10 protein-coding genes are annotated in these 12,572 nt (G+C 71.5%); 2 read left to right on the forward strand and 8 right to left on the reverse strand.

Annotation, left to right across the window (positions count from 1 at the left end):
* Positions 1-28: 28 nt before the first annotated feature.
* From IE275_RS22575 to IE275_RS22585, 3 genes are all read right to left on the reverse strand, one after another.
* On the reverse strand, positions 29-640 hold the full coding sequence (locus tag IE275_RS22575; RefSeq protein ID WP_373299275.1) for a lamin tail domain-containing protein: 612 nt from the start codon (positions 638-640) through the stop codon (positions 29-31).
* A 297-nt stretch (positions 641-937) separates the two neighbouring features.
* Positions 938-3,148 carry an MMPL family transporter gene (locus IE275_RS22580; protein ID WP_189713170.1) on the reverse strand — a complete coding sequence of 737 codons (2,211 nt, stop codon included), beginning with the start codon at positions 3,146-3,148 and terminating at the stop codon, positions 938-940.
* Positions 3,149-3,282: 134 nt separating this feature from the next.
* Positions 3,283-3,882: a TetR/AcrR family transcriptional regulator gene (locus IE275_RS22585; protein WP_189713171.1), complete on the reverse strand. Its 600-nt coding sequence runs from the start codon at positions 3,880-3,882 to the stop codon at positions 3,283-3,285.
* Positions 3,883-4,039: 157 nt separating this feature from the next.
* Between IE275_RS22585 and IE275_RS22590 the strand changes: the two genes are divergently transcribed.
* Positions 4,040-7,291, forward strand: coding sequence for a S41 family peptidase (locus IE275_RS22590; protein ID WP_189713172.1), 3,252 nt, complete (start codon positions 4,040-4,042; stop codon positions 7,289-7,291).
* A gap of 132 nt (positions 7,292-7,423) precedes the next feature.
* On the opposite strand, the gene IE275_RS22595 is transcribed toward IE275_RS22590, so the two are convergent.
* The 4 genes from IE275_RS22595 to IE275_RS22610 all read right to left on the reverse strand — a co-directional run bounded on the left by IE275_RS22595 (position 7,424) and on the right by IE275_RS22610 (position 10,978).
* Positions 7,424-7,609, reverse strand: a complete 186-nt coding sequence (locus tag IE275_RS22595) for a hypothetical protein (RefSeq protein WP_189713173.1) — start codon at positions 7,607-7,609, stop codon at positions 7,424-7,426.
* A gap of 92 nt (positions 7,610-7,701) precedes the next feature.
* Positions 7,702-8,586, reverse strand: a complete 885-nt coding sequence (locus IE275_RS22600; protein WP_189713174.1) for an SDR family oxidoreductase — start codon at positions 8,584-8,586, stop codon at positions 7,702-7,704.
* On the reverse strand, positions 8,583-9,458 hold the full coding sequence (locus IE275_RS22605) for an alpha/beta fold hydrolase (RefSeq protein ID WP_189713175.1): 876 nt from the start codon (positions 9,456-9,458) through the stop codon (positions 8,583-8,585). Before IE275_RS22605 ends, IE275_RS22600 begins: the two co-directional genes overlap by 4 nt.
* Positions 9,455-10,978: a flavin-containing monooxygenase gene (locus IE275_RS22610; protein ID WP_189713176.1), complete on the reverse strand. Its 1,524-nt coding sequence runs from the start codon at positions 10,976-10,978 to the stop codon at positions 9,455-9,457. The genes IE275_RS22605 and IE275_RS22610 overlap by 4 nt, the downstream gene beginning before the upstream one ends.
* A 125-nt stretch (positions 10,979-11,103) precedes the next feature.
* Here IE275_RS22610 and IE275_RS22615 point away from each other — a divergent pair, with 125 nt between their 5' ends.
* Positions 11,104-11,763 (forward strand): MerR family transcriptional regulator, encoded by a 660-nt coding sequence (locus IE275_RS22615; protein WP_189713177.1) that lies wholly within the window; start codon positions 11,104-11,106, stop codon positions 11,761-11,763.
* On the opposite strand, the gene IE275_RS22620 is transcribed toward IE275_RS22615, so the two are convergent.
* Positions 11,751-12,554 carry an exodeoxyribonuclease III gene (locus tag IE275_RS22620; RefSeq protein ID WP_189713178.1) on the reverse strand — a complete coding sequence of 268 codons (804 nt, stop codon included), beginning with the start codon at positions 12,552-12,554 and terminating at the stop codon, positions 11,751-11,753. The genes IE275_RS22615 and IE275_RS22620 overlap by 13 nt on opposite strands.
* Positions 12,555-12,572: the final 18 nt, after the last annotated feature.

Genomic DNA, 12,572 nt, shown 5'->3' on the forward strand with positions numbered 1-12,572 from the left:
GGTGGGCGCGCCGTCGGGCGTTGAGACGTCAGTGGCGGTCGCGGCCGTCGTGGCCGTGGCGGCGGTCCGAGTCGTCGTGACCGTGGCGGCGGTCCGAGTCGTCGTGACCGTGACGGCGGTCCGAGTCGCCGTGGCCGTGACGGCGGTCGTCGCCGTCACGACGGTCCCAGCCGCCGTGGCGGCGGTCGTTGCCCCAGGACTCCTCGTCGACGAGGCGGTCGCGGTCGTTGCGCAGGGTGGCGGTGTCGGAGCGGTTGTCCCACACCTCACGGCTGCGGTCCTGGTACAGGTCCGTGCTGGTGTCACGGCCCTCACCCGTGTGGATGCGGACGGTGGCGCGCGGGGCCAGGTAGAAGCGGCGGAAGGTGTAGCTGTCGCCGTCCTCGTCCGAGAGGGTCCACCCGCGGAGGTTGACCGTCTGGCGGGTGGTGTTGGTCAGCTCGACCCACTCCTTGTTCAGGGAGCGGGCGGAGCGGTCGTACCGGCCCGGGGCGTCGTACTGCACGGCGCTGATCTTCACGATCTGCCGGTGCGGACGCGCGTCGGCGGCCGACGCCGGCAGGGCCGCCGCCCCGGTCACGGCTGCGGCGGCGAGGACCGCGGCGGCGAGACGACGGGCGGAAACAGCGGAAACGGACACAAGATCTCCTTGTTTGTTGCGAGTTGTGACCATTCGGTCGCACAACCCACATTTGCCCATCAGGTCCGCCACACGGGGGCGGTGACGCCGCCCGTTACAAATCCTCCATATTCCGGTGACAGTCGGATGTAATGTCCATCCATGACCTGAATGCGCCGAATCACCGTCATGGTCGCCCTCTTCGGGGTGCGCCGGGCGCGGCCTCACCCGAAAGTGCGTCACAGAGAAAAAAGTGCCGGTGAGGGCGCCCCGTCCCCACGGAGCCCTCACCGGCGGTCTTTCAGTCGGTCTCGCGCGTCAGGCGCGGACCAGCTCGCGGTCGTCGTCGGCGTCGGACGACGTGCGCAGTCCCTCGCCCTCGACGTCCACGTTGGGCAGGGCGCGGTCCAGCCACTTCGGCAGCCACCAGGCCCGCTTGCCCAGCAGTGCCAGGACCGCCGGGACGATCGCCATCCGCACCACGAACGCGTCGAAGAAGACGGCGACGGCCAGTCCGAAGCCGATCATCTTGATCATGGACTCGCTGGAGCCGATGAATCCGGCGAAGACGGCCATCATGATCACCGCCGCGGCCGTGACCACCCGCGCGCCGTGCCGGAAGCCCGTCACCACGGCCTGCGCCGGCTTCTCGCCGTGGACGTACGCCTCCCGCATCCGGGTCACGAGGAACACCTCGTAGTCCATCGCGAGGCCGAAGACCACGCCGACCATGAAGATCGGCATCATCGACATGACGGGGCCGGTCTCCTCGACGCCCAGCAGGCCGGACAGCCAGCCCCACTGGAAGACCGCGACGACCGCGCCGAGCGCCGCCATCACGCTCAGCAGGAAGCCGAGGGCCGCCTTCAGCGGGACCAGGATCGAGCGGAAGACCACGATCAGGAGCAGGAAGGCGAGGCCGACCACCAGGATCAGGTACGGGATCAGCGCGTCGTTGAGCTTCTGCGACACGTCGATGTTCATCGCCGTGGAGCCGGTGACCAGCACCTCGGCGTCCGTGCCGGCCTTGATCTCGGTGCCCTTGTCGCGGATCGCGTGGACCAGGTCCTCGGTCGAGACGGACGACGGCTTGGAGTCCGGGATCACCGTGATGGTCGCCGTGTCGCCGGCCTTGTTGGGGGCCGCCGGAGTGACGGTGACGACGTCCTTCAGGCCCTTGATCTCATCGCCGACCTCGGTGAACGCGGCCTGCGGGTCGTCGCTGCCCTGGGCGTCGACGACGATCATCAGCGGACCGTTGAAGCCGGGGCCGAAACCGTCCGACAGCAGGTCGTACGCCTTGCGCTGGGTGGTGGCCGTCGGCTGCGAACCGTCGTCCGGGAGACCCAGTTCCAGGGAGGTGGCCGGGATGGCCGCGGCGCCCAGGCCGATCACGCCCAGCAGGAGCACGGCGACCGGACGGCGTACGACGAAGCTGGCCCAGCGGGTGCCCATGTTGGGGCGGGCGGCCTTCTCGGCGGACTTGGCGCGGCCGCCGCCGAGCAGCTTGCTCTTCTCGCCCGCCGGGCGCACCCGGCGGCCCGCGTAGCCGAGCAGGGCGGGGATCATGGTCAGGGCGATCAGGACCGCGATGACCACCGTGCCGGCGGCCGCGACGCCCATCTTCGTCAGCATCGGGATGTTGACGACGGAGAGGCCGACCAGCGCGATGACGACCGTGAGGCCGGCGAAGACGACCGCGGAGCCCGCGGTGCCGACCGCGCGGCCCGCCGCGTCCTCGCGGGTGCGGCCCTCGGCGAGCTCTCCGCGGTAGCGGGAGACGATGAACAGGGCGTAGTCGATGCCGACCGCCAGGCCGATCATGGACGCCAGGGTGGATGTCGTGGAGCCGAGGTCCAGGGCGCTGGCCAGGGCCGCGATGGTCGAGACACCGATACCCACGCCGACGATCGCGGTCAGCAGGGGCAGACCGGCCGCCAGGAGCGAGCCGAAGGTGATGACCAGGACCACCGCGGCGACCGCGATGCCGATGATCTCCGTGGCGCCGGTCTCCGGCGTCGTCTGGAGCGCGTCACCGCCGACCTCGACGGTCAGTCCCGCGTCCCGTGCCTCGTCGGCGGCCGTCTCGAGCGCCTCGCGCGAGGAGTCCTCCAGCTCCATGCCGGAGACCTTGTAGCTCACGGACGCGTACGCGATCGTGCCGTCCTTGCTGACGGCGTTGCCCTCGTAGGGGTCGGCGACGGAGGCGACCTCGGAGCCGTCCGACAGCTCCTTGACCGTCTTCTCGACGGTGGCCTTGTTGGCGGCGTCCGTCATCTTCTCGCCGTCGGGCGCCTTGAAGACGACGCGGGCGGTGGCGCCGTCGGCGCTCATGCCCGGGAAGCGCTGTTCGAGGAGGTCGAAGGCCTTCTGCGCCTCCGTACCCGGAATGGAGAAGGACGAGTTGCCGGCGGCGGGTGCGGAGGCGGCGCCGACGCCCGCGAGCGTCAGCAGCGCCACCCAGATCAGGGCGACGAAGTGCCGTCGCCGGAAGGCGAGCCGGCCGAGTTTGTAGAGGAACGTGGCCACGGAGGCGTACTCCCGGTCAGGTCGTGTGTGGTTCAGGGCAGGGGTGACCAACCCGGCGGGGAGGCAGGGGTGATCGGCCCGACGACGTGAGCGGTGACGTCAGGATGGGCGGACCGTGGGGACGGTCGGGTGTCTCAGGAGGTGGGCGCGCCGAGGGCGGGGAGGACCACGGCGTCGAGGTACGAACGCATGAAGGCCTGCGTGGGCGGCTGGTCGTCGAGCAGGGCCCGGGTGATGAAGCCGCCGACCATCATGTGCAGGACGAACTCCAGCGCGGGACAGTCCGGGCGGATCTCTCCCCGGTCGACGGCGCGCTGGACCACCTGGTGGAACCCGTTCATCTCGGGCTCCACGAGCTGCGCCCGGAACGCCTGGCGCAGGTCCGGGTTGTTGTGCATCGCCATGGCGATGCCCCGCATCAGCGCGGAGTTCTGCTCGATGGTGCAGTCGTCCTCGAGCATCACGAGGGCGTGCAGGTCACCGCGGAGGGAGCCGGTGTCGATCAGGTCGGTGTGGTCCGGCTTGGTGTGTCGCAGAGCCTTCACGACCAGGTCGGCCTTGCCGCCCCACTGGCGGTAGAGCGTGGCCTTGCTGGATCGGGTGCGGGCGGCGACGGCGTCCATGGTGAGGGCGTCGTAGCCGACCTCGCGCAGCAGGTCGAGCACGGCCTCGTACAGCTCGGCCTCACGCTCGGGCGTGATGCGACTGCGACGCACCGTTGTGGTCTCAGTCATGCCCCTCACCCTTCCCGCTGCGACGGCATCTCGTGTTCGTACACCATGAAGATACCCTGAGAGCTAGCGAAACGAAACTGTTTCGTACGTGCGCTGGCTCACGTCTGTGAAGGGCACATAAGTTGCCCGGCCCCATTCGCCGGAAAAGCATGGGGAGGTGAGCTATCTGCGTCTGCCCCATCTCAGCGGTGACCTGTTGTGCTTCGTGGCCGAGGACGACCTCTGGCTGGCCCCCCTCGACGGCCCCGGCCGCGCCTGGCGGCTCACCGTCGACCGCACCAAGACCGGACACCCGCGCTTCTCGCCCGACGGCAGCCAGGTCGCGTACACGACCTGGCGCAGCCTCGTCCCGGAGATCCACCTGGTGCCGGTGGACGGCGGCCCCGGACAACGGCTGACGTACTGGGGCAGCGCCGACACCCAGGTCTGCGGCTGGACACCCCCCGACGCCGAGGGCCACAGCGACATCCTGGCCGTCGCCTCCCACGGCGAGCCCTTCTCCTACTTCACCTGGTCCTACAAGGTCCCCACCGACGGCTCCCCCGGCCGCAAACTGCCCTGGGGCCCGGTCTCCGACATCCAGGCCGCCGACCTCGACGGCGAACGCCGGACCCTGCTCCTCACCGGCACTCCCCCGCACGAACCCGCCGCCTGGAAGCGCTACCGGGGCGGCGCCACGGGCCGGCTCTGGCTGCACGGACAGCGGCTGCTGCCCGACCTCGACGGCCACCTCTCCAGCCCGCTGTTCGCCGGCGGCCGGATCGCCTTCCTCTCCGACCACGAGGGCGTCGGCAACCTCTACTCCTGCGCCTACGACGGCTCCGACCTGCGCCGGCACACCGACCACGACGCCTTCTACGCCCGGCACGCCGCCGGCGACGGCACCCGCGTCGTCTACCAGTGCGCCGGTGACCTGTGGATCGTCGACGACCTCGCGGCCGGCTCCGCCCCGCGCCGGCTCGACGTACGGCTGGGCGGGCCGCGGGCCGGACGGCGGCCGTACCAGATCCCGGCCGCCCAGCACGTCGACGGCATCTCCGTCGACGAGACCGGGCGGGCGAGCGCCGTGGTCGTGCGCGGCAGCCTGTACTGGCTGACCCACCGGGACGGGCCCGCCCGGACCATCACCGACACACCCGGGGTACGGGTACGGCTGCCGGAGATGCTCGGCTCGGGCGGACAGGTCGCCTATGTGACGGACACGGAGGGCGAGGACGCCGTCGAGATCGCCTATCTGCCCCGGGCCACCGGCGACCGCACCCCCCGGCGGCTGGCCTCCGGAGAACTGGGCCGGGTCCTGGAGATGGTCTCCGACCCCGAGGGCGAACGGCTGGCCATCGCCGCCCACGACGGACGGCTGCTGCTCATCGACGCCACCGAGGATTCCAACGGCGAGGTCACCGAGCTGATCTCCTCGGTCAACGGGCCCGTCCGCGACCTGGCGTTCTCGCCGGACGGGGCCTGGCTGACCTGGTCGCACCCGGGGATCGGGCGGTCGCTGCGCCAGATCAAGATGGCCCGCACCAAGGACCGGCTGATCGTCGACGTGACCAACGGCCGCTTCGAGGACGAGAACCCGGTCTTCACCCGCGACGGCCGCTATCTCGCCTTCCTCTCCTGGCGCGGCTTCGACCCGGTCTACGACGTCCACACCGGCGACCTGTCCTTCCCGCTCGGCTGCCGCCCCTACCTGGTGCCCCTGTCCTCCGCGACACCCTCCCCCTTCGCACTCACCCCGGAGGGCCGGCCGGCCGCCGGGGGCCTGGACCCCGCGGAGGACGAGAACGGCGCCGACGGCGCGGTCACCGTGGAGATCGAGGGCCTGGAGAGCCGGGTGACCCCCTTCCCGGTCGGCGCGTCCAAGTACTCGGCGCTCGTCCCGGTGGCGGGCGGCGGACTGGTCTGGCTGCGGTGGCCCATCTCGGGCGCGCTCGGCGAGACGTTCGCCAACCCGGACGACACCAGCGGCCGCCCGACGCTGGAGCACTTCAGCATCAGCAAGGCGAAGAAGTCCGAACTCGTCGGCGACCTCGACTGGTTCGCCGTCAGCGGGGACGGCACCCGGCTGGTCGTGGTGGACGAGGGCGAACTGCGGGCGGTGCCCTCCAGCGAGTCCGGGGACCTGGACTCCACGGTCTGGATCGACCTGCGGCGCATCCTGCACGAGGTCGACCCGGGCGCGGAGTGGCGCCAGTCGTACGAGGAGGCGGGCCGGCTGATCCGCGCGTACTTCTGGGACCCCGGGATGTGCGGGATCGACTGGGACGCGGTACTGAACCAGTACCGCCCGCTGGTCGAACGGGTCGCCTCCCCCGACGAGTTCGCCGACCTGCTCCGCGAGGTCCTCGGCGAGCTGGGCACCTCGCACGCGTACGTCTCCGCCGCCCGCCGCAACGAAGGACCGCCGCACTACCAGCGCCGCCAGGGCCTGCTCGGCGCCAACCTCGCGCACCGGGAAGGCGGTTGGACCGTCAACCGGATCCTGCCCGGCGACTCCTCCGACTCCAAGGCGCGCTCGCCGCTGGCCGGCACCGGCATCCGTGAGGGCGCGGTCCTCACCCACGTCGACGGCCGCCCGGTGGACCCGGTGGCCGGCCCGTACCCGCTGCTGGCCGGGGCGGGCGGCACGACGGTGGAGCTGACGTTCACCCCGGCCGAGGGCGAGGCGGGCCGCTCCCGCCGGGTGGCGGTGGTCCCGCTGATCGACGAACGCCCCCTGCGCTACCAGGACTGGGTGGCCAAACGGCGCGCGGTGGTACGGGAGCTGAGCGGCGGAAAGTGCGGGTACCTGCACATCCCCGACATGGGCGGCTCGGGCTGGGCCCAGTTCAACCGCGACCTGCGCATGGAGGTCTCCCGGCCCGCGCTCATCGTGGACGTGCGCGGCAACGCGGGCGGCCACATCAGCGAACTCGTCGTGGAGAAGCTCACCCGCACCATCCTCGGCTGGGACCTCACCCGCAACGCCCAGCCGGTGTCGTACGCCTCCAACGCGCCCCGCGGCCCGGTCGTCGCGCTCGCCGACGAGGCGACCTCCTCCGACGGCGACATGATCACGGCGGCCTTCAAGCTGCTCGGCCTCGGGCCGGTCGTCGGCCAGCGCACCTGGGGCGGAGTGGTCGGCATGACCGGCCGCCACCAGCTCGGCGACGGCACGGTGATCACCGTGCCGATGAACGCGGCCTGGTTCGACGCGTACGGCTGGTCCGTGGAGAACCGCGGTGTCATCCCCGACCTGGAGGCCCTGCGCACCCCCCTGGACTGGGCCGAGGGCCGCTACGCCCAGCTCGACGACGCGGTCCGACTGGCCCTCGACCTCCTGACCACCAACCCCCCGGCATCACCGCCGGACCACAGCGGAGTCCCGGACCGCTCCCGCCCGAAACTCCCTCCCCGGCAAGGTTCCTAGCGAGACACCCCCTAGGCCCGGCGCAGGGCCAACGCGGGCCCGAAGCGGGCCCAACGCGCACGCCCAAAAGCAGGGTGCCCTCCCCCGAAGGGAAGGGCACCCCGCGTCAGTGGCCGAAGCCCAGCGCGGCGGCTAGGCGTCGTAGTCCTGGTTCATGCGGTCCCTGTCTTCCCGCTCGCGCCGCATGCGCTCCGGGTCCTCGTCCATCTCGCGGCCGCGGCCCCGCTGCTGGCCCTGTTCCTTGGCCTGCTGGGCCTTCTGCTTGGCCTGCTGCTGCCACTGTTCGGACTGGTCCTGGAACTTGTCCTTCATACCCATGTGGGTTCACTCCTGTGGGAGATGAGGGGGTTTGAGGCCCCGCGTCGGGGCCTCGACCAGATTCACACGGGAGGACATGCCGCGCATTTCGATCAACTACGGTGCGTAGCGCGGGCCTCCTCGTCGGCCGCCCCGCCCGCCCCCACCAGCCCGGTCCGCATGCCCTGCAACCTGGGCGCGAACCGCTTCATCTCCCGCTGCCCGACCGTACCGATGAGCCCCGGCAGATATCCGCGCACCCCCTGCATCCCGCGCAGCCACCACTGCCCGTACACATGCGCGGAGCGCCGCTCGATGCCGGCCACGATCCGGTCGACCGCCGGGCCCAGCGGGTACGTCTTGTTCGACGGCCACGGCAGCCGCTGCCGCAACTCCCGCATGACGTCCTCCTGATCGGCGCCGCGCACCATGTCGGTGTCGGTCCAGGACAGGTACCCGACGCCGACCCGCACCCCCCGGTGCCCGACCTCCGCGCGCAGACTGTGCGCGTACGCCTCCACGCCCGACTTGGACGCGCAGTACGCCGTCATCATCGGGGCCGGTGTGATCGCGGCGAGGGAGGCTATCTGAAGCAGATACCCCCGGCTCTCCATCAGCAGCGGCAGGAAGGCGCGGGCCGTCACCGCCGACCCGATGAGGTTGACCTCGATCACCCGCCGCCACGCCTGCGGGTCGGAGTCGACGAAGGGCCCGCCGCTCGCGACACCCGCGTTGGCGACGACGGCGTCCACCTTGCCGAAGCGTTCCTTCACCTCCGCCGCGACCCGCGCCATCGCCTCGTGGTCGGTGACGTCGGCGTACCAGTGCCCGCTGTCCCCGTGCAGCCGCTCCGCGACCTGCTTGAGGAGATCCGGCTCCAGCCCGACCAGCGCGACCGTCGCACCGCGCGCGGACAGCTTGCGGGCGAGCAGCTCACCGACGCCCCGCGCCGCTCCCGTGACGACCACGACCTGTCCTTCGAGACCCACCCTGCTCATGCGCCCTCCTTCGCTTGCGTGTACGTGGTGACGAGTGCCCGGATCCGGCCGCTGACCAGCTCGGGCGCCTCGACCGGCGTCATGTGGCCGAGGCCCGGCAGTTCGGTCACGCCGAGACAGTCCGGCAGCGCGGCCGCGATCCGGCGGGCGTGCACCGGCGGGGTCAGCCGGTCGCCGGAACCGACGATCACCGCGGTCGGCACCCTCAACTCCCGGACCCCGTGCTCGAGATCGAGCATGCTCAGGACGTGCGACCAGGCGTACCGCACGCGGCGCGGGCAGGCGTGCACGATCCGGGCACACGAGTCGACCAGGTGCGGGGCCGATCCGGCGCCCATCGTGGCGTACTTGAGAATCCGCTTGGCGACCGGTGTGACCGGCCCCAGGGGCGCCCTCGACCCGAGGATGTGCCGGGTCAGCCAGGTCCGCAACCGCCCGGGCCGCAGCGGTACGACGGTGGACTCGGCGACCAGCCGCGAGGCCCCGGTGCTGCACAGCAGGACGGCCGCCGTGTGCTCCCGGAAGCGGTCCCGGCCGGCCGCCGCCAGCACCGTCATCCCGCCCATGGAGTGACCGGCGATCACGGCCCGCTCGCCGGGCGCGAGCGTCGCGGCGAGCACCGCCTCCAGATCGTCGGCGAGCGCGTCCGTGCTGCACACCGGGCTCGGCGGTGTGCGTCCGTGGCCGCGCTGGTCGTAGGCGATGACCCGGTGGTCGGCGGCCAGATCGCGGATCTGGGCCGCCCAGAAGGCGGTGGAGCAGGTCCAGCCGTGGGCGAGGACGACGGCGGGTGCGGAGTCGGGCCCGTGGACCTCGACGTGCAGAGCAGTGCCGTCGGCGGAGACCGCGGTCAGCTCGCGGTGGGCGCTCACGCCGTCACCTCGTCCTTCTTGAGGGCGGGCGCCCGCAGCACCTCGTACTCCGCGAGGTCGACGCGGCGGGTCGCGCGCCGGAACTCGCCCGTGGTGCCCGGCCAGATGGTGGTGTTGCGGCCGTTGGAGTCGAGGTACCAGCTGGTGCAGCCGCCGGTGTTCCACACCGTGCGCCGCATCCGGTCCTGCACGCGCCGGTTCCAGGCGTGCACGGCACTCGGGCGGGCGTCGAGGGCGGCGCGGCCTCCCCCAGTGCCTTGAGGGCCTGGGGGGACCCCCAGGACGTCCAGCTGGCGCAGATAGTCGGCCATGTAGTTCAGCTGGGACTCGATCATCAGGATCATGGAGGAGTTCCCGAGGCCGGTGTTGGGCCCGATGATCGTCATCCAGTTCGGGAAGCCGGCGGCGGAGGCGCCGCGCAGGGCCTCCATGCCGTCCTTCCAGCTCTCCGCGAGGGTCCGCCCGTCGGCGCCGACGACCCGATCGGCGATCGGCATGTCGGTGACATGGAAGCCCGTACCGAAAACGATCACGTCGGCCTCGGCCTCGGTGCCGTCGGCGGCGACCAGCGTGGACCCGCGGACCTCGCTCAGACCGCCGGTGACGACGTCCACATTGGGCCGGGTGAGCGCCGGGTAGTAGCTGCTGGAGAGCAGGATCCGCTTGCAGCCGATGCGGTAGTCCGGGGTGAGTTTGGCGCGCAGGGCCGGGTCCTTGACGGCACGGGCCATGTTCTGCCGGGCGAGCTTCTCGACCAGGCCGAGCTGGTCGGGGTGCTTGGTGAAGGCCTGCACCTGGAGTTCGCGGATGCCCCACAGCAGCCCGCGGCGCAGCTGCGTGGTGAAGGGCAGGGCCCGGTGCAGTGCGCGCTCGGCGCCGGAGATGGACCGGTCGACGCGGGGCATCACCCACGGCGGGGTGCGCTGGAAGAGGGTGAGCCGCTCCACCTGCGGCTGGATGGCGGGCACGATCTGGATCGCGGAGGCGCCGGTGCCGACCATGGCGACCCGTCGGCCGGTGAGATCGTGGTCGTGGTCCCAGCGGGCCGAGTGGAAGACCTTGCCCGGGAAGGTGTCGAGCCCCGGGATGTCGGGGATCTTCGGGTCGGACAGCGGCCCGGTGGCGGAGACGACGACATCGGCGAAGTAGCGCCCGCCGCTCGTCTCGATGTCCCAGCGCAGCTCCTGGGCGTCCCAGGTCATCCGCTGGACCTCGGCGTCGAACCGCAGATGCGGCCGCAGCCCGAAGACGTCCGTGACGTGCTCCAGATAGGCGCGGATGTGCTCCTGCCCGGAGAAGGTGCGCGGCCAGTCCGGATTGGGCGCGAAGGAGAAGGAGTACAGATGCGAGGGCACGTCGCACGCGCACCCCGGATAACTGTTGTCCCGCCAGGTGCCACCGACGCTGTCCGACCGCTCCAGGACGACGAAGTCGGTGATCCCCTCCCGGCGCAGCCGTACGGCGGCTCCCAGTCCGCCGAACCCGGATCCGACCACCGCCACCCGTACGTGCTCGGCCATCGCGTCACCTCCCGCTGCGACTCTGCCAGTGAACACTGGCGCAGTTGGACTGTAGAGCAGCTCCGCACCGAGCGATAGAGCCCGGGGGAAGGAAAGTTACCGGCGGTACAACATAGGCTTCCGACGTGGCAGACAAGCGTGAGTACCGCATGGAGGAACTGGCCGGGGAGGCCGGGATCACGGTGCGCACCCTGCGCTTCTACCGCGAGCGCAAACTGATCCGGCCGCCGCGCCGGGAAGGCCGTATCGCCTGGTACGACGACAGCCACCTGGCCCGGCTGCGCACCATCGCCACGCTCCTGGAGCGCGGCCACACCCTGAACGGCATCGCCGAACTCGCCGACGCCCTCGACCACGGCCGCGACGTCGCCGACCTGATCGGCGTCGGCGGCCCCACCGAGGAGGAGCCGGTCCACCTCACCCCCGAGGAACTCGCCGCCCGCTTCGAGGGCCAGGTCACCCCCGAGAACCTCGCCGCCGCCCTCGACCTCGGCTACCTCGGCACCGACGGCGAGGAGATCGTGCACATCAGCCGCCGCCTGCTGGACGTCTCCGCCGCCCTGGTCCACGAGGGCATCCCGCTCGCGGACGTCCTCGCCGTCGGCGCCCGCGTCCGCGAGCACGCCGACGCCCTCGCCGAACTCTTCACCACCCTCGTCCTGCACCACGCCGGCGAAGAGGCCCTCCCCCGCCTGCGCCCCCTGGCCCGCAGCGTGGTCGAAGCGGAACTGTCCCTGGCGCTGGACCGACGGCTTCAGCGCGGGGCGGGGTCTCAGAGGTCGTAGACCACCGTCACCGGCGCGTGGTCGGACCAGCGCTCGGGGTGCGTGGCGGCACGCTCCACGGTCGCCTTGACCGCCTTGGCGGCGAGCCCGGGCGTCGAGACGTGGTAGTCGATCCGCCATCCCGAGTCGTTGTCGAAGGCCCGCCCCCGGTACGACCACCACGTGTACGGCCCCTCGGTGTCCGGGTTCAGGGCTCGCACGACGTCGACGTAGCCGCCGGCCTCCGGGGTGAGGACCTGGGTGAGCCAGTCGCGTTCCTCCGGGAGGAAGCCGGAGTTCTTGGTGTTGGAGCGCCAGTTCTTCAGGTCGGCCTGCTGGTGGGCGATGTTCCAGTCGCCGCAGACCAGGACCTCCCGGCCGTCGGCCGCGGCGCGTTCGCGCAGGTCCTTGAGGTGGGCCAGGAACTCGGTCATGAAGCGGGTCTTCTCCTCCTGGCGGTCGGTGCCGACCTCGCCGGACGGGAGATAGAGGGAGGCGACCGTCACACCGGGCAGGTCGGCCTCGACGTAGCGGCCGCTCGTGTCGAACTCGGCGGAGCCGAAGCCGACACGGACGGCGTCCGGTTCACGGCGGGTGTAGAGGGAGACGCCGGCCCGGCCCTTGGCGGCGGCGGGGGCGTGGGTGACGTGCCAGCCCTCGGGGGCGCGGACCTCGTCGGGCAGTTGCTTCGCCTCGGCGCGCACCTCCTGGAGGCACAGCACATCGGCGGAGGTGTCGGCGAGCCACTCCACGAAGCCCTTCTTCGCGGCGGCGCGCAGTCCATTCACGTTCACGGAGGTCACGGTCAGCACCCGGGCACGATACCGGCA

Source organism: Streptomyces phaeofaciens (assembly GCF_014648915.1).
In the GTDB taxonomy this organism is placed as follows: domain Bacteria; phylum Actinomycetota; class Actinomycetes; order Streptomycetales; family Streptomycetaceae; genus Streptomyces; species Streptomyces phaeofaciens.